Source organism: Pseudomonas fluorescens Q2-87, assembly GCF_000281895.1.
Taxonomy (GTDB): Bacteria; Pseudomonadota; Gammaproteobacteria; order Pseudomonadales; family Pseudomonadaceae; genus Aquipseudomonas; species Aquipseudomonas fluorescens_S.
Map to the genome: position 1 here is coordinate 2085325 of NZ_CM001558.1, position 23624 is coordinate 2108948.

The 23624-nt window shown below is 62.2% G+C and carries 25 protein-coding genes; 11 read left to right on the plus strand and 14 right to left on the minus strand.

Annotation, left to right across the window (positions count from 1 at the left end; genetic code table 11):
• Positions 1-17: 17 nt before the first annotated feature.
• Together aat and trxB are read right to left on the minus strand one after the other, a co-directional pair.
• A complete protein-coding gene (gene aat, locus PFLQ2_RS18225; RefSeq protein WP_003180096.1) occupies positions 18-698 on the minus strand; it encodes a leucyl/phenylalanyl-tRNA--protein transferase in 681 nt (226 codons plus the stop codon).
• 72 nt (positions 699-770) lie between these two features.
• Entirely contained in the window at positions 771-1730 is a 960-nt protein-coding gene (gene trxB, locus PFLQ2_RS18220; RefSeq protein ID WP_003180098.1) for a thioredoxin-disulfide reductase, read from the minus strand.
• A 318-nt stretch (positions 1731-2048) separates the two neighbouring features.
• Here trxB and PFLQ2_RS18215 point away from each other — a divergent pair, with 318 nt between their 5' ends.
• From PFLQ2_RS18215 to cysG, 6 genes are all read left to right on the plus strand, one after another.
• Positions 2049-4454: a DNA translocase FtsK gene (locus PFLQ2_RS18215; RefSeq protein WP_003180100.1), complete on the plus strand. Its 2406-nt coding sequence runs from the start codon at positions 2049-2051 to the stop codon at positions 4452-4454.
• Positions 4455-4511: 57 nt separating this feature from the next.
• Positions 4512-5135, plus strand: coding sequence for an outer membrane lipoprotein chaperone LolA (gene lolA, locus PFLQ2_RS18210; RefSeq protein WP_003180104.1), 624 nt, complete (start codon positions 4512-4514; stop codon positions 5133-5135).
• 135 nt (positions 5136-5270) lie between these two features.
• Complete coding sequence (locus PFLQ2_RS18205) at positions 5271-6596, plus strand: replication-associated recombination protein A (RefSeq protein ID WP_003180107.1); 1326 nt, start codon at positions 5271-5273, stop codon at positions 6594-6596.
• On the plus strand, positions 6593-6967 hold the full coding sequence (crcB, locus tag PFLQ2_RS18200) for a fluoride efflux transporter CrcB (protein ID WP_003180108.1): 375 nt from the start codon (positions 6593-6595) through the stop codon (positions 6965-6967). The genes PFLQ2_RS18205 and crcB overlap by 4 nt, the downstream gene beginning before the upstream one ends.
• A gap of 15 nt (positions 6968-6982) precedes the next feature.
• Positions 6983-8263 carry a serine--tRNA ligase gene (gene serS, locus PFLQ2_RS18195; protein WP_003180110.1) on the plus strand — a complete coding sequence of 427 codons (1281 nt, stop codon included), beginning with the start codon at positions 6983-6985 and terminating at the stop codon, positions 8261-8263.
• A complete protein-coding gene (gene cysG / locus PFLQ2_RS18190) occupies positions 8264-9658 on the plus strand; it encodes a siroheme synthase CysG (protein WP_003180114.1) in 1395 nt (464 codons plus the stop codon).
• 123 nt (positions 9659-9781) lie between these two features.
• On the opposite strand, the gene PFLQ2_RS18185 is transcribed toward cysG, so the two are convergent.
• The 8 genes from PFLQ2_RS18185 to PFLQ2_RS18150 all read right to left on the minus strand — a co-directional run bounded on the left by PFLQ2_RS18185 (position 9782) and on the right by PFLQ2_RS18150 (position 13949).
• Complete coding sequence (locus PFLQ2_RS18185; protein ID WP_003180121.1) at positions 9782-10786, minus strand: glutathione S-transferase family protein; 1005 nt, start codon at positions 10784-10786, stop codon at positions 9782-9784.
• Between the two features lie 88 nt (positions 10787-10874).
• Positions 10875-11876 (minus strand): glycosyl transferase family protein, encoded by a 1002-nt coding sequence (locus PFLQ2_RS18180; RefSeq protein WP_003180124.1) that lies wholly within the window; start codon positions 11874-11876, stop codon positions 10875-10877.
• Complete coding sequence (locus PFLQ2_RS18175; protein WP_003180126.1) at positions 11873-12208, minus strand: TusE/DsrC/DsvC family sulfur relay protein; 336 nt, start codon at positions 12206-12208, stop codon at positions 11873-11875. The genes PFLQ2_RS18180 and PFLQ2_RS18175 overlap by 4 nt, the downstream gene beginning before the upstream one ends.
• Positions 12205-12498, minus strand: a complete 294-nt coding sequence (gene tusB, locus PFLQ2_RS18170; protein WP_003180128.1) for a sulfurtransferase complex subunit TusB — start codon at positions 12496-12498, stop codon at positions 12205-12207. Before tusB ends, PFLQ2_RS18175 begins: the two co-directional genes overlap by 4 nt.
• Positions 12498-12860 (minus strand): sulfurtransferase complex subunit TusC, encoded by a 363-nt coding sequence (gene tusC, locus PFLQ2_RS18165; RefSeq protein WP_003180130.1) that lies wholly within the window; start codon positions 12858-12860, stop codon positions 12498-12500. Before tusC ends, tusB begins: the two co-directional genes overlap by 1 nt.
• On the minus strand, positions 12860-13252 hold the full coding sequence (tusD, locus tag PFLQ2_RS18160) for a sulfurtransferase complex subunit TusD (protein ID WP_003180133.1): 393 nt from the start codon (positions 13250-13252) through the stop codon (positions 12860-12862). Before tusD ends, tusC begins: the two co-directional genes overlap by 1 nt.
• Before the next feature lie 104 nt (positions 13253-13356).
• Positions 13357-13686 carry a DUF6388 family protein gene (locus tag PFLQ2_RS18155; protein ID WP_003180135.1) on the minus strand — a complete coding sequence of 110 codons (330 nt, stop codon included), beginning with the start codon at positions 13684-13686 and terminating at the stop codon, positions 13357-13359.
• A gap of 2 nt (positions 13687-13688) precedes the next feature.
• Positions 13689-13949 (minus strand): hypothetical protein, encoded by a 261-nt coding sequence (locus PFLQ2_RS18150; RefSeq protein WP_003180137.1) that lies wholly within the window; start codon positions 13947-13949, stop codon positions 13689-13691.
• Between the two features lie 142 nt (positions 13950-14091).
• Between PFLQ2_RS18150 and PFLQ2_RS18145 the strand changes: the two genes are divergently transcribed.
• On the plus strand, positions 14092-14442 hold the full coding sequence (locus PFLQ2_RS18145) for a hypothetical protein (protein ID WP_003180138.1): 351 nt from the start codon (positions 14092-14094) through the stop codon (positions 14440-14442).
• 190 nt (positions 14443-14632) lie between these two features.
• Here the strand turns inward: PFLQ2_RS18145 and PFLQ2_RS18140 are convergent, their stop codons facing one another.
• Complete coding sequence (locus PFLQ2_RS18140; RefSeq protein ID WP_003180140.1) at positions 14633-15067, minus strand: GNAT family N-acetyltransferase; 435 nt, start codon at positions 15065-15067, stop codon at positions 14633-14635.
• Positions 15068-15230: 163 nt separating this feature from the next.
• Here PFLQ2_RS18140 and ggt point away from each other — a divergent pair, with 163 nt between their 5' ends.
• Positions 15231-16958, plus strand: a complete 1728-nt coding sequence (ggt, locus tag PFLQ2_RS18135; RefSeq protein WP_003180142.1) for a gamma-glutamyltransferase — start codon at positions 15231-15233, stop codon at positions 16956-16958.
• Positions 16959-16995: 37 nt separating this feature from the next.
• Positions 16996-17529: a cysteine hydrolase family protein gene (locus PFLQ2_RS18130; RefSeq protein ID WP_003180144.1), complete on the plus strand. Its 534-nt coding sequence runs from the start codon at positions 16996-16998 to the stop codon at positions 17527-17529.
• Positions 17530-17678: 149 nt separating this feature from the next.
• Here PFLQ2_RS18130 and PFLQ2_RS18125 read toward each other — a convergent pair whose 3' ends face one another.
• Positions 17679-18539: a CAP domain-containing protein gene (locus PFLQ2_RS18125; protein WP_003180146.1), complete on the minus strand. Its 861-nt coding sequence runs from the start codon at positions 18537-18539 to the stop codon at positions 17679-17681.
• 386 nt (positions 18540-18925) lie between these two features.
• Positions 18926-19891 carry an EamA family transporter gene (locus PFLQ2_RS18120; RefSeq protein WP_033045967.1) on the minus strand — a complete coding sequence of 322 codons (966 nt, stop codon included), beginning with the start codon at positions 19889-19891 and terminating at the stop codon, positions 18926-18928.
• Positions 19892-20109: 218 nt separating this feature from the next.
• Between PFLQ2_RS18120 and PFLQ2_RS18115 the strand changes: the two genes are divergently transcribed.
• Positions 20110-21240: a sensor histidine kinase gene (locus PFLQ2_RS18115; protein WP_003180150.1), complete on the plus strand. Its 1131-nt coding sequence runs from the start codon at positions 20110-20112 to the stop codon at positions 21238-21240.
• Between the two features lie 96 nt (positions 21241-21336).
• Complete coding sequence (locus tag PFLQ2_RS18110; protein WP_003180152.1) at positions 21337-22428, plus strand: SMP-30/gluconolactonase/LRE family protein; 1092 nt, start codon at positions 21337-21339, stop codon at positions 22426-22428.
• Positions 22429-22484: 56 nt separating this feature from the next.
• Here the strand turns inward: PFLQ2_RS18110 and PFLQ2_RS18105 are convergent, their stop codons facing one another.
• Complete coding sequence (locus PFLQ2_RS18105; RefSeq protein ID WP_003180154.1) at positions 22485-23486, minus strand: LacI family DNA-binding transcriptional regulator; 1002 nt, start codon at positions 23484-23486, stop codon at positions 22485-22487.
• Positions 23487-23624 lie beyond the last annotated feature (138 nt).

Below are 23624 nucleotides of genomic sequence, written 5' to 3' on the forward strand. Positions count from 1 at the left end.
AGGAGTGCGGATGTCGCTCAGCAAACCCAGGTTGCATGGTTGGGCTGGTCCAGGTGCGCCTTGAGGTAATCGGCGAACGTCGTGCGCGGGATCGACCGGGCGCCCAGGCTGAGCAAGTGTTCGGTGGGCATCTGGCAATCGATCAGCACAAAACCGGCTGCCTTGAGGTGTTGGACCAGGATTGCGAAGCCGAATTTCGACGCATTGTCGGCTCGGCTGAACATGGACTCGCCAAAAAACAGCTGCCCCATGGCCAGGCCGTACAGGCCCCCGACCAGCGTTCCCTGGTCCCAGACTTCCACCGAATGAGCGAAGCCACGGCGGTGCAGTTCCAGATAGGCGGTTTGCATGGCCTCGGTGATCCAGGTGCCTTCGGCATAGTCTCGCGGTGCTGCGCAGGCCTTGATGACGGCGGCAAAATCCTGATCGAACGTCACGTCATAGCGCTGCTTGCGCAGCAGTTTGCCCAGGCTGCGCGATACATGCAATTCGTCGGGAAACAAGACCGTGCGCGGGTCGGGCGACCACCACAAGATGGGTTGGCCTTCGGAAAACCATGGGAAGCAGCCGTGGCGATAGGCTTGGATCAGCCTGTCGGCGGACAGATCGCCGCCGGCGGCCAGCAAACCGTTGGGGTCGCGCATGGCTTTTGCCAGTGGTGGAAAATCGAAAGTATTGCGTTGTAACCAGGTCAGCATCGTTATCCGGCTTGCAGAAGGGGAGGGCGGCAGGCTCAGCTCGCAAGCGAAAGCCCGCCTAGAGGTTAACCGTCAAACGGCCGGGATGTCATCGAGATACTTTTCGGCGTCGAGCGCGGCCATGCAGCCGGCGCCGGCGGAGGTAATGGCCTGTCGATACACGTGATCGGCCACATCGCCGGCCGCGAATACGCCCTCTATGTCGGTCGCGGTGACGTTGCCCTCGCTGCCGCCGCGCACCAGCAGATAACCGTCGCGCATCTTCAGTTGGCCCTGGAACAGCTCGGTGTTGGGTTTGTGGCCGATGGCAATGAACACCCCGGCCAGGGACAACGTGCTGGTTTCGCCAGTCTCGCTATGGCGCAGGCGCGCGGCCGTCACGCCACTGGCATCGCCCAGCACCTCATCCAGGTTCTGGTTCCAGTGCAGCTTGATGTTGCCATTGGTGGCCTTCTCGAAGAGCTTGTCCTGCAATATCTTCTCCGAGCGCAGCTTGTCGCGACGGTGGATCAGGTGCACCTCCCTGGCGATGTTCGACAAATACAGGGCTTCCTCGACGGCGGTGTTACCGCCGCCGACCACGGCCACTACCTGGTTGCGATAGAAGAAACCATCGCAGGTCGCACAGGCGGAAACGCCTTTGCCGGCGAAGGTCTCCTCCGACGGCAGGCCCAGGTATTGGGCCGAGGCGCCGGTGGCGATGATCAGTGCGTCGCAGGTGTAGGTGCCGCTGTCCCCGGTCAGTTCGAACGGGCGCTGCTGCAACTTGGCGGTGTGGATATGGTCGTAGACGATCTGCGTGTCGAAACGCTCGGCGTGCCGCTGCATGCGCTCCATGAGCACCGGGCCGGTCAGGCCTTCGACATCGCCGGGCCAATTATCGACTTCCACCGTGGTGGTGAGCTGGCCACCGGCCTGCAGGCCGGTAATGACAACGGGTTTGAGGTTGGCGCGGGCGGCATAGACAGCCGCGCTGTACCCCGCAGGGCCGGAACCGAGAATGATCAGGCGTGAATGCTTCGCTTCGCTCATAAAAACACCTCATAAGCCTTTGTCACAAAAGAGAATGCATGCTCAAATTGGCGCCCGTGCAACCCGTTTCTGGCTAGGCTGTCACCCAGCGTGCGGGCGATGCCTTGGGCCCGGCAAACCCGTACAATGCTTGAGTTTTGAACGCAGGACGGGCAAAAGATCAAAATCTTTGGCAACGCCTGCGGTTTTCTGGATGCACGTCACAGTGGTAAAAGTAGTACCGGTTGTGCACATTCACTTTTTTACCTGCTCGTCATGGGCAGTTTTTTATAGTCATTCAACAGATGGACGCGCCGTTGGCGCAGGAAAAGAAGCGTTTTGAAGAAATCCACCGCAGCACCCAAAACAGTCGTTCCGCTCTGGCGCCAGCAGTTGCACTACCGGCTCAAGGAAGGTGCATTGATCGCCATCGGTGCCTTGTGCCTGTTCCTGATGATGGCCTTGCTGACCTACGGCAAGGACGATCCGGGCTGGAGCCACAACAGCAAGATCGACGACGTGCAGAACTTTGGCGGCCCGGCCGGCTCCTACAGCGCCGACATCCTGTTCATGGTGCTGGGCTATTTCGCCTATATCTTTCCGCTGCTGCTGGCGATCAAGGCCTACCAGATCTTCCGCCAGCGCCACGAGCCGTGGCAATGGAGCGGCTGGCTGTTCTCCTGGCGCCTGATCGGCCTGGTCTTCCTGGTACTGTCGGGGGCCGCGCTGGCCCATATTCATTTTCACGCGCCAACCGGTCTGCCGGCCGGGGCGGGCGGGGCGTTGGGCGAAAGCCTTGGCGACCTGGCGAAAAATGCCCTGAACATCCAGGGCAGTACACTGCTGTTCATCGCTTTGTTCCTGTTCGGCCTGACGGTGTTCACCGACCTGTCCTGGTTCAAGGTCATGGACGTCACCGGCAAGATCACCCTCGACCTCATTGAACTGATCCAGGGCGCGATGAACCGATGGTGGGCGGCGCGCACCGAGCGCAAGCAATTGGTGGCGCAACTGCGTGAAGTCGACGACCGGGTCCACGACGTAGTGGCCCCGACGGTGCCGGACAAACGCGAGCAGGCCAAGGTCAAGGAACGCCTGATCGAGCGTGAGCAGGCGCTGAGCAAGCACATGTCCGACCGCGAGAAACAGGTGCCGCCGGTCATCACCATGGCCCCGGCCAAGGCGCCGGAGCAGAGCAAGCGCGTGCAGAAAGAGAAGCAGGCGCCGTTGTTCGTCGACAGCGCGGTGGAAGGCACCTTGCCGCCGATCTCGATCCTGGACCCTGCGGAAAAGAAACAGCTCAATTATTCCCCCGAATCCCTGGCGGCCGTCGGCCATTTGCTGGAGATCAAGCTCAAGGAATTCGGCGTCGAAGTCTCGGTGGATTCGATCCATCCGGGCCCGGTCATCACCCGTTATGAAATCCAGCCGGCCGCGGGCGTGAAGGTCAGTCGTATCGCCAACCTGGCCAAGGACCTGGCGCGCTCCCTCGCGGTGACCAGCGTGCGGGTGGTGGAAGTGATTCCCGGCAAGACCACCGTGGGCATCGAGATCCCCAACGAAGACCGGCAGATCGTGCGCTTTTCCGAAGTGCTGTCGACGCCTGAGTACGACAACCACAAGTCGCCGGTCACCTTGGCCCTGGGCCACGACATCGGCGGCAAGCCGGTCATCACCGACCTGGCGAAAATGCCGCACCTGCTGGTGGCCGGTACCACCGGTTCCGGTAAGTCGGTGGGCGTGAACGCGATGATCCTGTCGATCCTGTTCAAGTCTGGCCCGGAAGACGCCAAGCTGATCATGATCGACCCGAAAATGCTTGAGTTGTCGATCTACGAAGGCATTCCGCACCTGCTGTGCCCGGTGGTCACCGACATGAAGGACGCCGCCAACGCCTTGCGCTGGAGCGTTGCCGAGATGGAGCGCCGCTACAAGCTGATGGCGAAGATGGGCGTGCGTAACCTCTCGGGCTTCAACGCCAAGGTCAAGGAGGCCGAAGAGGCCGGTACGCCATTGAGCGACCCGCTGTACCACCGCGAAAACATCCACGACGAAGCGCCGCTGCTGCATAAGCTGCCGACCATCGTCGTGGTGGTGGACGAATTCGCCGACATGATGATGATCGTCGGCAAGAAGGTCGAGGAACTGATCGCCCGTATCGCCCAGAAGGCCCGTGCGGCGGGTATCCACTTGATTCTCGCGACACAGCGGCCGTCGGTGGACGTGATCACCGGCTTGATCAAGGCCAACATTCCGACCCGCATGGCGTTCCAGGTGTCGAGCAAGATCGACTCGCGGACCATCATCGACCAGGGCGGCGCCGAGCAACTGCTGGGCCACGGTGACATGCTCTATATGCCGCCGGGCACCAGCCTGCCGATCCGCGTCCACGGCGCGTTCGTTTCCGACGACGAAGTGCACCGCGTGGTGGAAGCCTGGAAACTGCGCGGTGCGCCGGAATACAACGACGATATCCTCAACGGCGTCGAAGAAGCCGGCAGCGGATTCGAGGGCAGCAGTGGCGGCGGTGATGACGATGCCGAAACCGATGCGCTTTATGACGAAGCGGTGCAGTTCGTCCTGGAAAGCCGCCGGGCCTCGATTTCCGCCGTTCAGCGCAAGCTGAAGATCGGCTACAACCGCGCCGCACGCATGATCGAGGCCATGGAAATGGCCGGGGTCGTGACGGCCATGAACACCAACGGCTCGCGCGAAGTACTGGCGCCGGGCCCGATGCGCGACTAACGACCTGGGCGGCCTGGTGACAAGCCGCCCGACCCCCACGACTTCATGAGGACTCCCATGCGCCTGATTCGCATGTTGCTGTTGCCCGTACTGGCCCTGACCACCTTGTCGGCCCACGCTGATGAAAAGGACGTGGCTCGCCTGACCCAGTTGCTGGAGCGCTCCCAGACCCTGACCGCACGCTTCTCCCAACTGACCCTCGATGGCAGCGGCACCCAGTTGCAGGAAACCGCCGGCGACATGGCCTTGCAGCGTCCGGGTTTGTTCTACTGGCACACCGACGCACCGGCCGAACAACTGATGGTGTCCGATGGCAAGAAAGTCTCCCTGTGGGACCCGGACCTGGAGCAGGTCACCATCAAGACCCTCGACCAGCGCCTGACCCAGACCCCGGCATTGCTGCTGTCCGGTGATATTTCCAAGATCAGCCAGAGCTTCGACATCAGCGCCAAGGAAGCGGGCGGCGTGATTGATTTCACCCTCAAGCCCAAGACCAAGGACAGCCTGTTCGACAACCTGCGCCTGTCGTTCCGCAACGGCCTGGTCAATGACATGCAACTGATCGACAGCGTCGGCCAGCGCACCAACATCCTGTTCACCGGGGTCAAGGCCAACGAGCCGATCGCCGCGTCCAAGTTCAAGTTCGACATCCCCAAGGGTGCCGATGTGATCCAGGAATAAATACACAGCCCACCCCTGTGGGAGCGGGCTTGCTCGCGAAGGCGGCGGATCAGTCAACACTGACGTTCAATGCAATACCGCATTCGCGAGCAAGCCCGCTCCGACAAGGGTCAAGTTGAGGTTGCATAAGCAGTGATGGACCTGTTTCGAAGCGCCCCGATTGCCCAGCCACTGGCCGCCCGTCTGCGCGCGACCAACCTGGATGAGTACGTCGGCCAAGAGCATGTGCTCGCTCGCGGCAAGCCTCTGCGCGAAGCCTTGGAGCAGGGCGCACTGCATTCGATGATCTTCTGGGGCCCGCCGGGCGTGGGCAAGACCACCCTGGCGCGATTGCTTGCAGAAGTCTCGGACGCCCATTTCGAAACGGTTTCGGCGGTGCTGGCCGGGGTCAAGGAAATCCGCCAGGCAGTGGAAGTCGCCAAGCAGCAGGCCGGGCAGTACGGCAAGCGCACCATCCTGTTCGTCGACGAAGTGCACCGCTTCAACAAGTCCCAGCAGGACGCGTTCCTGCCCTACGTGGAAGACGGTACGCTGATTTTCATCGGTGCGACCACCGAAAACCCATCGTTCGAACTCAACAACGCCTTGCTGTCCCGGGCGCGGGTCTATGTGCTCAAAAGCCTCGACGAGGCGGCGATGCGCAAGCTGGTGCATCGGGCGCTGACCGAAGAGCGCGGCCTGGGAAAGCGTCAGCTGAGCCTCAGCGACGAAGGGTTCCAGATTCTGTTTTCCGCCGCCGATGGTGACGGCCGGCGCTTGCTCAACCTGCTGGAGAACGCCTCGGACCTGGCCGAAGACGACAGCGAAATCGGCGTCGAGCTGTTGCAGAGCCTGCTCGGGGATACCCGCCGGCGCTTTGACAAGGGCGGCGAGGCGTTCTACGACCAGATCTCGGCGCTGCACAAATCCGTGCGCGGCTCCAACCCCGACGGTGCCTTGTACTGGTTTGCGCGCATGATCGATGGCGGTTGCGATCCGCTGTACCTGGCGCGGCGCGTGGTGCGCATGGCCAGCGAAGACATCGGCAATGCCGACCCGCGCGCCCTGAGCCTGTGCCTGGCGGCCTGGGACGTGCAGGAACGCCTCGGCAGCCCGGAAGGTGAGCTCGCCGTGGCTCAGGCCATCACTTACCTGGCCTGTGCGCCAAAAAGCAACGCGGTGTACATGGGCTTCAAGGCCGCGATGCGCAGCGCCACCGAGCATGGCTCCCTCGAAGTGCCGTTGCACCTGCGCAACGCGCCGACCAAGCTCATGAAGCAATTGGGTTATGGCGACGAGTACCGTTATGCCCACGATGAGCCGGACGCCTATGCCGCCGGTGAAGACTATTTTCCCGATGAGCTCGAGCCCCAACGGTTCTATCAGCCGGTGCCCCGTGGCCTGGAGCTGAAGATTGGCGAGAAACTCAACCACCTGGCGCAACTGGACCGCTTGAGTCCACGGCAGCGGAGAAAGCCTTGATCCCCTTGATCGTTGCGGTGTCCGCCGGCGGTATTGCCGGCACGTTATTGCGCTTTGCGGCTGGCAACTGGATCAATGCAAATTGGCCCCGCCACTTCTATACCGCGACGCTGGCCGTTAATATCGTGGGCTGTCTGCTGATCGGCGTTCTATACGGTCTGTTTTTGATTCGCCCGGAAGTGCCCATTGAAGTGCGCGCCGGGCTGATGGTCGGCTTTCTCGGCGGCCTGACGACTTTTTCATCCTTTTCACTGGATACGGTGCGTCTGCTGGAAAGCGGGCAGGTGCCGCTGGCCCTGGGCTATGCGGCCATCAGCGTATTCGGCGGGCTGCTTGCTACCTGGGCCGGCCTGTCCCTGACCAAACTTTGATAACGAGAGACCGACATGCTCGATTCCAAACTGTTACGTAGCAACCTTCAGGACGTAGCGGACCGCCTGGCATCCCGTGGCTATGCCCTGGACGTTGCGCGTATCGAAGCGCTGGAAGAACAGCGCAAGACCGTCCAGACCCGCACCGAAGCCCTGCAGGCTGAACGTAACGCGCGCTCCAAATCCATCGGTCAGGCCAAGCAGCGCGGCGAAGACATTGCTCCGTTGATGGCGGACGTCGAGCGCATGGCGGGCGAATTGAGCGCCGGCAAGGTTGAACTGGACGCGATCCAGACCGAGCTGGATTCGATCCTGCTGGGCATCCCGAACCTGCCTCACGAATCGGTGCCGATCGGTGAAGACGAAGACGGCAACGTCGAAGTGCGCCGCTGGGGCACGCCGAAAGCCTTCGATTTTGCCGTACAGGACCACGTCGCCCTGGGCGAGAAGTTCGGCTGGCTGGATTTCGAAACCGCCGCGAAGCTGTCGGGCGCCCGTTTCGCCTTGTTGCGCGGGCCGATTGCGCGCCTGCATCGCGCCCTGGCGCAGTTCATGATCAACCTGCACGTCACCGAGCACGGCTACGAAGAAGCCTACACCCCGTACCTGGTCCAGGCGCCGGCGCTGCAAGGCACCGGCCAGTTGCCGAAGTTCGAGGAAGACCTGTTCAAGATCAGCCGCGACGGCGAAGCCGACCTGTACCTGATTCCGACTGCCGAAGTCTCGCTGACCAACATCGTGGCCGGCGAAATCGTCGACGCCAAGCAACTGCCGATCAAGTTCGTTGCCCATACGCCGTGCTTTCGCAGTGAAGCCGGGGCGTCGGGCCGTGACACCCGGGGCATGATCCGCCAGCACCAGTTCGACAAGGTCGAGATGGTGCAGATCGTCGAGCCTTCGAAGTCCATGGAAGCGCTGGAAGGCCTGACCGCCAACGCCGAGAAGGTCCTGCAGCTGCTGGAGCTGCCTTACCGCACCCTGGCCCTGTGCACCGGTGATATGGGCTTCAGCGCGGTCAAGACCTACGACCTGGAAGTCTGGATTCCGAGCCAGGACAAGTACCGCGAAATATCCTCGTGCTCCAACTGTGGCGATTTCCAGGCCCGGCGCATGCAGGCGCGTTTCCGCAACCCGGAAACCGGCAAGCCGGAACTGGTCCACACCCTCAACGGCTCCGGCCTGGCGGTGGGTCGCACCCTGGTGGCGGTGCTGGAAAACTATCAGCAGGCCGACGGTTCGATCCGTGTGCCCGACGTGCTGAAACCGTACATGGGCGGCATCGAGGTCATCGGTTAAATGGATTACTTGCCACTGTTCCACAACCTGCGCGGCAGCCGCGTGCTGGTGGTTGGCGGCGGTGAGATTGCCTTGCGCAAATCTCGCCTGCTGGCCGATGCCGGCGCTTTGCTGCGAGTGGTTGCACCCGAGATCGAACCGCAGCTGCGGGAGCTGGTCGGTGGCAGCGGTGGCGAGTGTGTCCTGCGCGGTTACCAGGAATCAGACCTGGACGGTTGCGGGCTGATCATTGCCGCCACTGACGACGAACCGCTCAATGCCCGGGTGTCCGCCGATGCTCATCGGCGCTGCGTGCCGGTCAATGTGGTGGACGCGCCTGCCTTGTGCAGCGTGATTTTCCCGGCGATTGTCGACCGTTCGCCGCTGGTGATCGCGGTGTCCAGCGGCGGCGATGCGCCGGTGCTGGCGCGGCTGATCCGGGCCAAGCTGGAAACCTGGATTCCTTCGACTTATGGGCAACTGGCTGGGCTGGCGGCGCGTTTTCGCAGCCAGGTCAAAGGCCTGTTCCCCGATGTGCAGCAACGCCGGGCATTCTGGGAAGAAGTGTTCCAGGGCCCCATCGCCGACCGCCAACTGGCCGGGCAGGGTGCCGAGGCCGAGCGCCTGTTGCGGGAGAAAATCGATGGTCAGGCGCCGAGCGCGCCAGGTGAGGTTTACCTGGTCGGTGCCGGGCCGGGCGATCCGGACCTGCTGACTTTCCGCGCCTTGCGCCTGATGCAGCAGGCCGACGTGGTGCTGTACGACCGCCTGGTGGCGCCGGCGATCCTCGAACTGTGCCGGCGTGATGCCGAACGGATCTACGTCGGCAAGCGCCGCTCTGAACACGCCGTGCCCCAGGACCAGATCAACCAGCAACTGGTGGACCTGGCCCGACAAGGCAAGCGTGTGGTGCGATTGAAGGGCGGTGACCCATTCATCTTCGGTCGTGGCGGTGAGGAAATCGAGGAATTGGCGGCCCATGGCATCCCGTTCCAGGTTGTCCCAGGCATCACGGCGGCCAGTGGTTGCGCGGCCTATGCCGGGATCCCGCTGACCCATCGCGATCATGCCCAATCGGTGCGGTTCATCACCGGCCATCTCAAGGACGGCACCAGCGACTTGCCGTGGGCGGACCTGGTGTCACCGGCCCAGACCCTGGTGTTCTACATGGGGTTGGTGGGGCTGCCGGTGATCTGCGACGAGCTGATCAAACACGGCCGCGCGGCGGACACGCCAGCGGCATTGATCCAGCAGGGCACCACGTCCAACCAGCGGGTCTTCACCGGCACCCTGGCGGACTTGCCGCGTTTGGTGGCCGAGCATGAGGTTCATGCGCCGACCCTGGTCATCGTCGGGGAAGTGGTGCAACTGCGCGAGAAACTGGCGTGGTTCGAAGGGGCTCAGGGGCAGATCTAGGGAGACCGTGTCGCGCCCTTCGCGAGCAAGCCCGCTCCCACAGGTTTTGTGGCCACTGTAGAGATCCAGTGTGGGAGCGAGCTTGCTCGCGAAGAGGCCCTCAACTGCAACAAAGGTCCCGGATCAATCCCGGGCCCCAAGCCAAATCCCTTTCCCCTCCAACCGCTCCCGATCATGGGCAACGGTGAAGTCCTGCTCCGGCCCCTTGGGCACGATCCCGTTGGGGTTGATGGTCTTGTGGCTGCCGTAGTAATGCCCTTGGATGTGCTTGAAGTCCACGGTCTCGGCAATCCCCGGCCACTGGTACAGCTCCCGCAGCCAGTTCGACAGGTTCGGGTAATCGGCGATACGGCGCAGGTTGCATTTGAAGTGACCGAAGTACACCGCATCGAAGCGGATCATCGTGGTAAACAACCGAATATCGGCTTCGGTCAGGTATTCGCCGGCGAGGTAGCGTCGGGTATCCAGCAAAGCCTCCAGCCGGTCCAGTTCGGCGAATAACCCGTCGAACGCTTCTTCGTAGGCGGCTTGGGCCGTGGCGAAGCCAGCGCGGTAGACCCCGTTGTTCACCGACGGGTAGATCCGCTCATTGAGCGCATCGATCTCGCTGCGCAAGTGTTCGGGGTACAGGTCCAGATGATTGCCGGTCAAGCCATTGAAGGCGCTGTTGAACATGCGGATGATTTCCGCCGACTCATTGTTCACGATGCGCTGCTGGCGGTTGTCCCACAGCGCCGGCACGGTGACGCGCCCGGTGTAGTCCGGTGTGTCGGCGGTGTAGCGTTGATGGAGGAAGCTCAGGTCGTCGAGTTTGTCACCGGTGGAGCCGTGGGCCTTGTCGAAGGTCCAGCCGTTTTCCAGCATCAGGTAGCTGACCACCGAGACATCGATCAGGTCTTCCAGGCCTTTGAGCTTGCGAAAGATCAGCGTGCGGTGGGCCCAGGGGCAGGCCAGGGACACATACAAATGATAGCGCCCGGCTTCGGCGGCAAAACCGCTGTCGCCCGAGGGGCCGGCGCTGCCATCGGCAGTGACCCAGTGACGGCGCTGCGCCTGCTCGCGCTGGAACGTGCCGTCCTTGCTTTCATACCACTGATCCTGCCAGCGGCCTTCGACTAACAAACCCATCAGGATGTCCTCGCTCAATATTCATTGGAGGCGAGTCTATTCCGATAGGTTCGAACAAAAAGCGCAAAGGTTAGGCGCTAATGATCGGTTATATCGAACGGTCCCGGGCGGCCCAATATTGCCGGGCCTTATCGAAGGCTTCGTCGCGGCTTAGGTCCAGGCCACGCAAGGCCAGGGCCATGGTGGCGATCAGCGCCAGTTGCGGGTAGCTGTCTTCCACGTCACCGCGCCAGATGGCCTTGAGGTGTTCAGGGTCGAGGCTTTCCGGTTTGACGTGGCGCTGCTCGGCCAATCGCGGCCATTCTTCATCCCAGCTTGCGCCACCCGTGGTGCCGTACAAATGGCTGTCGGCGTCCGGGTTGATCTCGATCTCGCCGCCGTCGCCCTTGATCACGATAGCGGTGTCGCCCAACAAGCCGCTGGCGTCGCGGTGTACTGCCTGGTAGCCCGGATGAAAAATGCTCTGCAAGCCGCAGCGAGCGGCCAACGGATTGAGGATCCGCGCCAGGGAATGGATCGGCGAACGCAGGCCCAGGGTGTTGCGCAGGTCGATCATGCGCTGCATCTGCGGCGCCCAATCCACCAGCGGCATGAAGGCCAGGCCGCCATGGTCCAGCGCGCTGCCGACCTGTTGCCAGTCGCGGCACAACGGGATTTGCAAGAACGCCAACAGTTGTTCGGTGTAGAGCCGGCCCGCCGTGTGGGCGCCACCGCCGTGCATGAAGATCCGTACGCCGTTCTGCCCAAGGCACTTGGCCGCCAGAAGGTACCACGGCAAATGACGTTTCTTGCCGGCGTAGGTCGGCCAGTCGAGGTCCACCGCCAGCGCCGGTACCACCAGGCGCTCGCGCAGGGCTTCGGTGAAGCCGGCCATTTCCTCGGCGCTCTCTTCCTTATGCCGCAGCAGCATCAAGAAGGCGCCGAGCTGGGTGTCTTCAACCTTTTCATCGAGCACCATGCCCATGGCCTCACGGGCTTCTTCGCGGGTCAGGTTGCGGGCGCCGCGCTTGCCTTTGCCAAGGGCACGCACGAACTGGGCGAAGGGGTGTTCGGTGGGGGTTTCAAGGGTCAGTGCTGGGAAGTCGGTCATAAGCAATTCGTCGGTTTGGGCAGGCCCGCCAGCTTGGCGGCGAGTTTGGCGGGAGTGCCTTTGAACAATCGGTTCAGATGCAGGCTGTTGCCCTTGTCCGCGCCCAGTTTCAGCGCGGTGTACTTGATCAGCGGCCGGGTCGCCGGGGAAAGCTGGAATTCGCGATAGAAGCCGCGCAACAATTCAAGGATTTCCCAATGCTCGGGGCTCAATTCGATGTCTTCGGCGGCGGCCAGGGCCGTGGCGACTTCAGTCGACCAGTCGTCCAGGTCGGCCAGGTAGCCGTCCTTGTCCAGCGCGATGGTGCGCTCGCCCAGGTTCAGCGTGTTCATAGCCAGGTGTTGACCTTGTCGTGTTCGATCGACAGCTCGACGAAACCTGAATAGTTGATGGCTTCGGCCCAGTCGGGCGTGTCCAGGGCGCGGGCCTGGAGGTCCTCGGCCAGTACGAACAGGTTCAGGCCGGCAGCCTGCAGCGTTGCAAACGGTGCGCTACCCGGTTGCAAGGCATACGTCGCATCGCCACAGAGCAACAGCGCGTCCTGCGCGGCCATTACCCGCAGGCAACTGGCCAAGCGGTTATCGCCGAAAGGTGAGTGAGACAACACATGCAAAGTCGACATCAGAGAGTGATCACCTGGTCATAACGGTCGATGAGCGTGGCGATGTCCGCCGCGGTCAGTACTTTCATGTCGCTCAGCGCCAGCGCATCGGTAGCAACGCCGCGCGCTTCGGCGCTGTCGGCGCAGACAAACAGGTCGTCGACGCCAAACATCGACAACGCCTGCAAGTTCGCGCTCAGGTCCTTTTGCTGGACGGCCTTGGCGTTCTGGCCGCTGGTCAATTGGAACACGCCGTCATCGAGAAACAGCAGGCCAATAGGCAAGTCGAAGGCACCGCCGGCCAGAACGATGTCCAGCGCTTCCCGGGCACCGGGGCCGGACCATGGAGCCTGGCGGCTGATCAACAATAAAGATTGGGCCATCACGCGCCTCCAAAACAGATCAAGCGGTCGGCGTCCTGGATCGCGTCGTGCAACTGGCCGAGGCCGGACAAGGCCCAAGGCGCTTGGACGCTGATTGCCGAACGCTGGTAGCGCTGGGCTTCCTCGTCGTTCAACACACCACGGCGCAACGCCGCTGCGATGCAGACCACGCCGTCGAGCTGGTTGTCGCTGACGAACGTGCGCCACTGTTTGGGCAGGTCCTGTTCGTCCTGGGGCGTGACGACGCTGTCGCAAGCGTTATAGACGCCGTCCTGATAGAAAAACAGCCGCACGATGTCATGCCCACCCGCCAGTGCGGCCTGGGCAAACAGCAAGGCCCGGCGCGAGGAGGGCGCATGGGCGGCGGAAAACAGCGCAATGGCGAACTTCATGGCAGACCCGATCAGCAAAACTGCGGCCATGATAAAGCTTTATGGGCAGTGGGGCGATTGGCAAGGGCAGGGCAGGGCAGGGCCCTGACCACAGGGGGGCAGTGCTAGGCCTTCAGCCCATGCAACTCGCAATATTCCGCCCACTCCATCCCCGCCATCTCCGCCACTTCCTTATGCACTTCCAGGCGCTGGGCCTGGTAGTCCTCGGGTGAGGCGGCGGTCAGTTGCAGGGTCAGTTCCCAGGCGAACAGGCCGAGGCGCTCGGCTTCGGCTTCGAATGCTTCATGCAACCGTTCGGCGCGGTACTGCGCAGCGGTCTCGCCCTTGGCCTGGGCCAGCAGTGGGTTGAGGTTGTCCAGTTCGAGGCGCAGTTCGGGGCGCTCATCGAGAAATTTCTCCAGGGCCCGCTCGTGTTGCTGTTCGGTTGCTGCCATGGTTACTCCTTGAGTGACGAAGACTGCTTCTTGCTGGCCTTGGCTGCTGCCGCCAGGCATTCGAGGGCGAATTGCTCGGTGTAGGTCATCTGGATCGGCGTGGTCTCGCCCTTGACGGTGCGTTCGCCGTCGAGGATGTAGCGGATACGTTTGTCGGTCACACCGATTCGCTTGGCGATCCAGGACGGTGTCTGGCCGATCTGGCTGATCAGTTTGTCAGCGTATTCGGGGGTGGGTTTGTAGAACTCGGCGTTGGGCGTCATGGGGCGGTCCGCGATGGCAGTTGGAAGTGGCGCGACAGATTGCGCGAATCGTTGCGCGCTGTCGCGGGTAAATTTCAGTAAAGCAGCACGAAGGCTTGGGCCGCAGTGCTACAGTCCGTTTTTTTCTCAATGAGTGAACGCAATGCGAATGTTGACGGTGGCCCTGGCTGCAACGTTGCTGGCCGGCTGCGCGGGTTCGGCGATGAACGAGGCCCGGACTCAAGCCCCTTACAAGACCCTGACGTCGGACAAGCCCGAGCAGGTCGTGGCCCAATGCGTGCAGTTTTCCTGGCAGGACGAAGCCGTATTCGGCGTCGATGCCGGTGCCTACCTGCAACCGGGCAAGAAGGGGGGCTCGACGGTGTACACGCGTTCAGCCGAATCGTTCGTCGACCTCGAAGCCAGCGCTACCGGCACGGCGTTGAATTACTACGCCAAGCATGACGACTTCGTGGCCAAGCGCCGGTTGGCGGCGTTGGCGACGTGCCTCTGAGTCGATAGACCGAGGTGCCGGCGAGCGCGAGCAGGCTCGCTCCCACAGTTTTTCAGGGGGGCGCTAAGTTTGCGTTCACCGCACATCCCCTGTGGGAGCGGGCTTGCTCGCGAAGGCGTTGGGTCAGTCGACAGTGATGTTGAATGATAAGCCGCTTTCGCGAGCAAGCCCGCTCCCACAGGGTCTGATTTCAATCGGGGGTATCCAGGCGCTTCTGGAGAAAGAAGTGCTGGTGGCCAGGCGGGTAGTCGTCGATCTGGCCGATCTCCGTGAAGCCGTGCTTCTTGTAGAACGCTGGCGCCTGGAAATCGAAGGTGTCCAGCCAGATGCCCACGCAGTTTTTCTCCCTGGCCAATTCTTCGGCCATCCGCATCAATGCCGATCCCGTGCCTTGGCCACGGGCCTGCTCCGGCACTACCAACAACTCGATATAGAACCAACGGAAAAACACTCGCCCGTAAAGCCCACCGACCACTTCGTTGCTGTGCTCGTCGCGCACCAGCCAAGCGACCGTTTCCGGCACTGTTGCGCCGGTCTTGCTGGTGTTGTAGGCGCGCAGCGGGACCAGGATGGCCTCGCGGTCTTGCGGGGTGGGGGCGTCCGTGCGTTCGATTCGCAGCGTCATCGGTGCTGTCCTTATGGGGGGAAAAATCAACCGCACGAGCCTATCGCAAAGGCGACCCTGACGAAACCGGGCCGACCGCGAACAGGCACATTGCGCAAACCGAGCCATACTGCCTAGTGCTTTTGAAGCGATCCCGACCTTTAAAACAAGAAGAGACCGACTCATGAAGTTCGAATTGTTCACCCGGACCCTCGTCGCCACCTCCCTGACGTTCAGTTGCCTTTACGCCCAAGCCGCCTCCCAGGCGCCGGTTGCCGCCGAGAACGGCATGGTGGTCACGGCCCAGCATTTGGCGACCCATGTGGGTGTCGATGTCCTCAAGAATGGCGGCAATGCCGTGGATGCGGCCGTGGCGGTGGGGTATGCCCTGGCGGTGGTCTATCCGGCGGCAGGCAACCTGGGTGGCGGCGGGTTCATGACCCTGCAACTGGCTGACGGTCGCAAGACCTTTCTCGATTTCCGTGAAAAAGCGCCCCTGGCCGCCACGGCCAACATGTACCTGGACAAGGACGGTAATGTCGTTCCCGACCTGAGCACTCGCGGACACCTGGCCGTGGGCGTGCCCGGCACGGTGTCCGGCATGGAATTGGCGTTGCAGAAGTACGGCAGCAAGCCCCGCGCCGAACTGATCGCCCCGGCCATCAAGTTCGCCGAAGAAGGCTTCGCCCTGGAGCAGGGTGACGTCGATCTGCTGGAAACCGCCACCGACGTCTTCAAAAAGGACATGCGCGACTCCGGCGCGATTTTCCTGCACAACGGCGAGCCCATGCAGGTCGGCCAGAAGCTGGTGCAAAAAGACCTCGCCAAGACCCTGCGGGAAATCTCCGCCAAGGGCGCCGACGGTTTCTACAAGGGCTGGGTGGCCGACGCCCTGGTGACCTCCAGCCAGGCCAACAAAGGCATCATCACCCAGGCTGACCTGGACAAATACAAGACCCGTGAACTCGCGCCGGTGGAATGCGACTACCGCGGCTATCACATCATCTCGGCGCCGCCGCCCAGCTCCGGCGGCGTGGTGCTGTGCCAGATCATGAACATCCTTGACGGCTATCCGATGAAGGACCTGGGTTTCCATTCGGCCCAGGGCATGCACTACCAGATCGAAGCCATGCGCCACGCCTATGTGGACCGCAACAGCTACCTGGGTGACCCGGATTTCGTGAAGAACCCCATCGATCACCTGCTGGACAAGCACTACGCCGCCCAACTGCGCGCTGCCATCGAGCCGCAAAAGGCCGGTGATTCGCAGAAGATCAAACCTGGCGTGGCGCCCCACGAGGGCAGCAACACCACCCATTATTCAATCGTCGATAAATGGGGTAACGCCGTTTCGGTCACCTACACCCTCAACGACTGGTTCGGTGCCGGCGTGATGGCGAGCAAGACCGGGGTCATCCTCAACGATGAAATGGATGACTTCACCGCCAAGGTCGGCGTGCCCAACATGTACGGCCTGGTGCAGGGCGAAGCCAACGCCATCGCCCCGGGCAAGGCGCCGCTGTCGTCGATGAGCCCGACCATCGTCACCAAGGATGGCAAGACGGTGATGGTGGTGGGTACGCCGGGCGGCAGTCGGATCATCACCGCGACCTTGCTGACCATCCTCAACGTGATCGACTACGGCATGAACCTCCAGGAAGCCGTCGATGCGCCGCGTTTCCACCAGCAATGGATGCCCGAGGAAACCAACCTGGAAACCTTCGCGGCCAGCCCGGACACCCAGAAACTATTAGAGAGCTGGGGCCACAAGTTTGCCGGCCCGCAGGACCCCAACCACATTGCCGCGATTTTGGTAGGTGCCCCATCGTTGGGTGGCAAGCCCGTGGGCAAGAACCGTTTCTATGGGGCCAACGATCCACGCCGCAGTACCGGTTTGTCGCTGGGTTATTGAAGGTGGCCGGGTCCAACACCGTTGAAGAGGGAGCGTCATGAACACCGCTTTGTTGATCATCGATGTCCAGCATGCGCTGTGCAGCGGCGAGGAAGAATGCTTCGACAGCCAGCGCATTATCCAGACCATCAACGATCTGGGCGCCAAGGCCCGGGCTGTCGGTTTGACTGTGATCCTGGTCCAGCACGAAGAGTTGGAAGGCTCGCTGGCCCATGGTTCGGCCGGTTGGCAATTGGCGGACAGCCTGCTGACCGTGCCGGATGACTTGCGCGTGCGCAAGACCACGCCGGATGCGTTCTACCAGACCGATCTGTTGTCGCTGTTGCAGGCCCGTGGGATTGACCGTCTGGTGATCTGCGGGTTGCAAACCGATTATTGCGTCAACGCCACGGTGCGCCAGGCCCATGCCTTGGGGTATGAAGTGGTTTTGGTTGCCGATGCCCATTCCACCGTGGACAACGGCAGCATGGCGGCGCAGCAGATCATTGCCAACCACAACGACAGGCTGGGACGTTTGAGCAGTGCGGTGTCGCGAATCGATGTGCTGGCGGCGGCGGAGGTGCGCTTTTAGCCAACTCATCGGCACGATAAAACCGTGGCGAGGGAGCTTGCTCCCGCTCGACCGCGTAGCGGTCGCAAAAGCTTGGGGTCGCTTCGCAACCCAGCGGGAGCAAGCTCCCTCGCCACATCATCATATGGCTCATCATCGCGGTCGGCTTTTCAAGGCGCGCCAAACACCATCGTCCAGTAGATCCCGGCCCCACGGCTTGAGTCGCTGGCGGAAGCGGCGCCCATTTGGGTGAACATCGGGTTCATCAGGTTGGCGCAATGGCCGGGGCTGGCCAGCCAATCGTGCATCGCCTGGCTTGGCGAGCCTTGGCCGGCGGCGATGTTCTCGCCGAATTTGCGTCCACGGAAACCGGCGCTCTTGGCGCGGTCGGCGACCGAGCGACCGTCCGGGTCGCGGTGGGCGAAATAGTTGCCTCGCGCCATCGCGCGACTGTGCCCTTGGGCGGCTGTCCCCAAGGCTGCGTTCCAGCTCAGCGGTCGGGCGGCGGCGAAGCGTTGGCGCCCGCACAGGCGAGGTTGTGCCCTGACGGCGTTGACCTGGGCCAGCAACGTCTTGTCCGACGAAGCACCGCTGCTCATCGAGCCACCGGCCATGGGCTGCGCCAGCACCACGCGCCACTCGTCACCGACCCGATTGACGCCGATGTCGGCGTACTGGTTGTCCAGCAGCGCCGCGCAATGCTCGTCCGCCAGCATCTCGAAGGCTTCTTCGGCGTCCCGTGCGTCGGTCAGGCGAATACTGCGCACGGCACGGGCTTGATAGCCCACGTCTTTAAGCGTTTCCCGCAGGCCACCGTCGAAGCCGATCGGCAAGGCCAGGCTCGACCGTAACCCCAACGGCGGTGCGGCGCGCACCGTACGCCATTCGCAACGGTGCGGTTGGCTGCGGTAGTCGTTGATGGCGTCCACCAATTGCCGCTCGCCGCGGGCATGGGCAGGGCTGGTGAATAATGGCAACAGGGAGAGCAGGCACAGCGAAACGAAACGGCAAGAGCGAACGGGGTGGCGCATGGAGTGAACGGCTCAAGAGGGGAATTGCGGTAGCGTCAGGCTTGACGCCGATCCATCGGAAAATGCCTCGCTGCAGTTCGCAAGGCTTTCACGGCTGGGGTAGGACTGTGGGTTTGAGAACAAGTTTCGGGCGGGTGGAGACTTATCTTTGGGCCTGCCAAGCCTCTAGTGGAGAGAGAGTCATGCGGCAACGACAGCCATTGTGGCAAGGGAGTTATTGTGGCAACGGGAGCTATTGTGGCGAGGGGATTTATCCCCGATGGGCTGCGAAGCAGCCCCCAAAAGGCTAAACCGTCATCAGTCTGATGTACGGGGGCGGCTGGTTTCAGGGCTGCTTCGCAGCCATCGGGGATAAATCCCCTCGCCACAACAGTGTTCAGCCTGATCTAACGTGCAGCGCCAGCCACCGGCGCCTTGACCCGCTCAACCTTGCGATACGTCAGCAACACAATGCCCGCCACCACAATCGCGCCACCCAGTACCTGGCCGGGATTGAGCATCTGGTCCAGCACCAGCCAGCCGATCAACAGGGTCGCCAGCGGTTCGATGTTCATTACCGGGGCATTGCGCGGCATGTCCAGGCGGGGCACGGAAATGAACAGCACGATAAACCCGGTGCCATAGAGCACCACCAACGTCGCCAGGGCGAACCAGCCGGTGCTGGTGGCGGGAAGGTCGAAACCGCCGGGCAGGGCACCGGTCAGGCCGGCGAGGTTGACGCTGCTGAAGACAATGAAAATGGTCAACAGGCTGCGCACCGAGCCGCGCACCTGGGACAGCTTGTGGTCGGTGATCCACAGCGCGCAGGCGAAGACGCACGCGGCACAGAAGGCCAGGCCGACCCCAAGCAACCATTGCGGGCCGACACTTTGCTCGGACGATAGCCGGGCTGGCACCTCCAGCACGAACACCAGCCCCACCAGGATCATGCCCATCAACGCGGCGGTGCGCGCGGTCGGCCGTGGCCCGCCCAAGGCCCATGTCAGCAGCGCGAGCAGAATCGGAAAGACATTGCCCACCAACAGCGCTAACGCCACTGGCACCCGCGCCACGGCTGAATACAGGCAGAGGCTCTGCGCACCGATCAACAGCCCCAGGGTCAATTGCCAGCGCCAGGCGCCGGGCGGCAAGCGCAGGCTTTGGCGTTGCCACAGCACCATCGCCGCCAGCACCAGCAGCGTCCCGCCCGAGCGCAGCAGGATGGCCAGCAATACACCGGCACCGTCGTCGAACGCCGCCCGCGCGGCGACATGGTTGCCGGCGAAGGCGCAGCCCATGCACAGCAGGACGAGTACTGCGAGGTGGCGTGGTAAAGGAGTGGGGGAGGCAGGTGCAGCGGTAGAGCGAGTCATGGCAGCGTCTCGAAGGGTCGAATTATTTTTTGGTTATAGGTTGTCGTACAACATGGTTTTTACCCTATGGAGTGGCTAGAGACAAGGCCAAGATCCACATGACGGCTTTGTCGGCACGGCGACGCCTTCGCAAGACATCGCACGCAACCCCACGCTTTGCTGTACAACAATCGAACCGTTGTGTTGTTTACATCATTTCCCCTTTTGCGGAGCTATCCATGCGCCTGGCCGACTTCATCCTCGACAATATCGAGCCGATTCTGCAGGCGTGGGAAGACTTCGCCAAAACCATTACCCCCGCTTCCCATGGCATGGATTCGGCAGCCCTGCGCGACCATGCCATGCAGATGCTGCACACCATCGCCACTGACCTGCGCACGCCGCAAACGCGCAGGGAACAGATCGCCAAGTCCCACGGCGAGGCCCCGCCGGTTGAAGCCGAAACCGCTGCCGAAACCCATGCGATCATTCGTCAGTCTTCGGGTTTTACGGTGGAGCAAATGGTCTCGGAGTATCGGGCGCTGCGTACCAGTGTGCTTATGCTCTGGATGCCCCACACACGACTGGATCACGATCAGGTCATGAGCGACGTGATTCGGTTCAACGAGGCCGTGGACCAAGCTTTGGCGGAGTCTGTCGTCAGCTACTCGGGGGCGGTCGATGCGTCGCGCAACATCTTTCTTGGCATCCTCGGACATGACCTGCGAAGCCCATTGGGGGCGATCCTGTTGAGTTCCGAGGTGCTGCTGCGGGCCGGAGACCTGCCCGCCAAAGCCACCAAGATCACATCGCGCATCTACACCAGCGTCAAGCGCGCCAATAAAATCGTCGGCGACTTGCTGGATTTCACCCGGACCCAATTGGGAGCGGGCATTCCGGTGCAGCGTTTCAAGGGCGACCTGGTGGCGGCTTGCGAAGGGATGGTGGAGGAGGCGCGGGCCTATCACCCGGAAAACACGATCCTCTTTGAAACCACCGGTCCGCTGGAAGGACGCTTTGACCCGGCGCGCATGGAGCAGGTGTTCGCTAACCTGATCGGCAATGCCGTCCAGCATGGCACCGAGGGCACGCCGGTCACGGTTTCGTTGAGCACCGAAGAAGATATGGCGGTCATTGCGATCAACAACCAGGGCCAGCCTATCGAGAAAGATGCGATTGCGAGCATCTTCAACCCGATGATCCGACATCTGCGCAGCGGTGAGATGCAATACGGTCCTGCGGCCGGGTTAGGGCTTGGCTTGCACATCGCCTCGGCGATCGTCTCGGCTCACCAAGGCACCATCGAGGTTCACTCCAAGGCGCGAACGGGCACCACGTTCACCGTTCGTATCCCGCTGCACTCTGACTGATCGATGGTTTCGGTGGGCTGGGGTTCATACTTGTACGATGTCTTATCACGTAGTAAAACTGTCGTCCCGTCCAATAATAATTAACGGAGACGCACGATGGATGCTTCGCAAACTGCAACCGCCGCCGATCAGGGCCGCCGGGTATTCCTGAAAAAATCGCTGGTGGTCTCGGCCGCTGCCGCCACCTTGGGCAACTTGCCAGGGCTCGCTCAAGCCGAGCCTCTGAGCCAGCGTTACCCGGACCCGCTGGTCAATATCCTCGACCCCAGCTTCATGGACTTGCGCATTTTCAACGCCAGCGTGGAGAAGCTCGCCACCGGCCTGCGCTGGGCGGAAGGGCCGGTGTGGATAGGCGACGGTCGATACTTGTTGGTCAGTGATATTCCCAACAACCGCATCGTGCGCTGGGATGAAGTGACGGGCAGCCTGTCGGTCTACCGTGAGAATTCCAACTTCTCCAACGGCATGTGCCGCGATCGCCAGGGGCGATTGCTGGTGTGTGAAGGCTCTACCACTACGAGCGAAGGCCGGCGCATCACCCGCACCGAACACAACGGCACCCTGACCGTGCTGGCGGACAGTTTCGAGGGCAAGCCGTTTAACTCACCCAACGACATCGTCTGCAAGCGGGACGGTTCGGTCTGGTTCACCGACCCACCGTTCCAGACCGGCAACAACTATGAAGGGCACAAGATCGCGCCTACCCAACCCCACGCGGTGTACCGCATCGATGGTGAAACCGGCAAAGTCACCCGGGTAATCGACGACCTGGCGGGGCCGAACGGGCTGTGTTTCTCCCCGGACGAGAAAATCCTCTACGTGGTTGAAGGTCGCGCCAAGCCCAACCGCCTGGTCTGGGCGATCACAGTCAAGGACGACGGCACCCTGGGCGAACGGCGCAAGCACATCGAAGGCCTGGACTACGCCGCCCTCGACGGCATCAAGTGCGATGAAAGCGGCAATCTCTGGTGCGGCTGGGGCGGCAACGGCGACCCCAAGGCCGACCTGGAAAAACTCGACGGCGTGCGGGTGTTCAATCCGGAAGGCAAGGCCATCGGGCACATTTCCCTGCCGGAGCGTTGCCCGAACATCTGTTTCGGCGGCAGGGAAGGCAACCGGCTGTTCATGGCCAGCAGCCACTCGCTGTATTCGCTGTTCGTCAATACCCGCGGGGCGACGTTCGCCTGAGTGCAGGTATCGCTGTGGCAAGGGAGCCATTTCCCTTGCCACAGGTGCGGTTACTGTTAACGGCCCGGCAGCGCCGTACTGCCCCGCACCGTCAACTCAAACGGCAGCAACACATGCCGCTCGGCAATCGGCTTCTTCTCGATCAGCGCAATCAGCATCTGCACCGCTATTTGGCCAAACGCTTCGGCAGGTTGCGAAATGGTGGTCAGGGGCGGGTCGCAATACGCGGCGAAGGGGATGTCATCAAAACCTACCAGGGAAATATCCTCGGGCACCCGCAGGCCCATCTGCTTGATGCGCTTGAGCGCACCGATGGCCATTTCATCGTTTTCACAGAACAGCGCGCTGGGGCGGTCGGCCAGTTCCAGCATGGCGCCGGCGCCCTCGTACCCGGCCTTCAACGTGAAATCGCCATGGCAGATCAAACCCGGGTCGAGCGCAATGCCGGCCTGCTCCAGGGCTTGCTGATAACCGGCGACACGGTCCAGGGTCAGCGGGCTGCTGCGGGGCCCCTTGATGATACCGATGCGCCGGTGACCAAGGCCGATCAGGTGCTCGGTCATGGCTTGGGCGGCGGCTTGGTTGTCGAGGCTGATGGTCGGGAAGGGCGCGTCTTTGACCACTTCACAAGCATTGACCAGCGGCAGGGAATCGACACCCGGGGGGAGCGATTGGAAAGGATCGCTGGCGCGCAGCTGGATCACTCCGTCGGCCTGATGGGCGTAGACCAGGGCAGCGAACTCGCGCTCGATCTGCTCCCGGCCCTGGGTGTCGCATAGCAGCAATCGATAACCCGCCGCCTGCGCGGCCTGCTGCGCGCCACTGATGACCCGGGCGAAAAACGTGTTGGCGATGGCCGGCACCAGAATCACCAGGTTGCCGGTCCGGCGGGAGCGAAACTGCACCGCCATCAGGTTGGGTCGATAACCGGCCTGTTCCACCGCCGCATTGACCTTGTCCCGCGTCTCGGGAAGCACCCGTTCGGGCGACTTCAGCGTTCTGGACACCGTGGCCACCGAAACCCCCGCGAGCCGGGCCACTTCACGAATGTTGGACAAAATCACCTCAGCAAACAGGGGTACGGCTGGGGAGCTTACCGCAGGTTGGGCGCGTTACAAATGTCCAGGCGTGAACCCTTTGGGTTTGACACGCCGGAAAACTGAGCCTAGATTTCCGCCATGATGTAACCGGTTACA

Excerpts from the sequence above, each read along its gene's own strand:
- PFLQ2_RS18150 (WP_003180137.1), bottom strand. The coding sequence starts at position 13,949 with ATGACGCCCAACGCCGAGTTCTACAAACCCACCCCCGAATACGCTGAC.
- PFLQ2_RS18125 (WP_003180146.1), bottom strand. The coding sequence starts at position 18,539 with ATGCGCCACCCCGTTCGCTCTTGCCGTTTCGTTTCGCTGTGCCTGCTC.
- tusB (WP_003180128.1), bottom strand. The coding sequence starts at position 12,498 with ATGTCGACTTTGCATGTGTTGTCTCACTCACCTTTCGGCGATAACCGC.
- trxB (WP_003180098.1), bottom strand. The coding sequence starts at position 1,730 with ATGAGCGAAGCGAAGCATTCACGCCTGATCATTCTCGGTTCCGGCCCT.
- tusD (WP_003180133.1), bottom strand. The coding sequence starts at position 13,252 with ATGAAGTTCGCCATTGCGCTGTTTTCCGCCGCCCATGCGCCCTCCTCG.
- serS (WP_003180110.1), top strand. The coding sequence starts at position 6,983 with ATGCTCGATTCCAAACTGTTACGTAGCAACCTTCAGGACGTAGCGGAC.
- aat (WP_003180096.1), bottom strand. The coding sequence starts at position 698 with ATGCTGACCTGGTTACAACGCAATACTTTCGATTTTCCACCACTGGCA.
- PFLQ2_RS18180 (WP_003180124.1), bottom strand. The coding sequence starts at position 11,876 with ATGACCGACTTCCCAGCACTGACCCTTGAAACCCCCACCGAACACCCC.
- ggt (WP_003180142.1), top strand. The coding sequence starts at position 15,231 with ATGAAGTTCGAATTGTTCACCCGGACCCTCGTCGCCACCTCCCTGACG.
- PFLQ2_RS18140 (WP_003180140.1), bottom strand. The coding sequence starts at position 15,067 with ATGACGCTGCGAATCGAACGCACGGACGCCCCCACCCCGCAAGACCGC.
- PFLQ2_RS18145 (WP_003180138.1), top strand. The coding sequence starts at position 14,092 with ATGCGAATGTTGACGGTGGCCCTGGCTGCAACGTTGCTGGCCGGCTGC.
- PFLQ2_RS18130 (WP_003180144.1), top strand. The coding sequence starts at position 16,996 with ATGAACACCGCTTTGTTGATCATCGATGTCCAGCATGCGCTGTGCAGC.
- PFLQ2_RS18185 (WP_003180121.1), bottom strand. The coding sequence starts at position 10,786 with ATGGGTTTGTTAGTCGAAGGCCGCTGGCAGGATCAGTGGTATGAAAGC.
- PFLQ2_RS18175 (WP_003180126.1), bottom strand. The coding sequence starts at position 12,208 with ATGAACACGCTGAACCTGGGCGAGCGCACCATCGCGCTGGACAAGGAC.
- tusC (WP_003180130.1), bottom strand. The coding sequence starts at position 12,860 with ATGGCCCAATCTTTATTGTTGATCAGCCGCCAGGCTCCATGGTCCGGC.
- PFLQ2_RS18115 (WP_003180150.1), top strand. The coding sequence starts at position 20,110 with ATGCGCCTGGCCGACTTCATCCTCGACAATATCGAGCCGATTCTGCAG.
- cysG (WP_003180114.1), top strand. The coding sequence starts at position 8,264 with ATGGATTACTTGCCACTGTTCCACAACCTGCGCGGCAGCCGCGTGCTG.
- PFLQ2_RS18120 (WP_033045967.1), bottom strand. The coding sequence starts at position 19,891 with ATGACTCGCTCTACCGCTGCACCTGCCTCCCCCACTCCTTTACCACGC.
- PFLQ2_RS18110 (WP_003180152.1), top strand. The coding sequence starts at position 21,337 with ATGGATGCTTCGCAAACTGCAACCGCCGCCGATCAGGGCCGCCGGGTA.
- lolA (WP_003180104.1), top strand. The coding sequence starts at position 4,512 with ATGCGCCTGATTCGCATGTTGCTGTTGCCCGTACTGGCCCTGACCACC.
- PFLQ2_RS18155 (WP_003180135.1), bottom strand. The coding sequence starts at position 13,686 with ATGGCAGCAACCGAACAGCAACACGAGCGGGCCCTGGAGAAATTTCTC.
- PFLQ2_RS18205 (WP_003180107.1), top strand. The coding sequence starts at position 5,271 with ATGGACCTGTTTCGAAGCGCCCCGATTGCCCAGCCACTGGCCGCCCGT.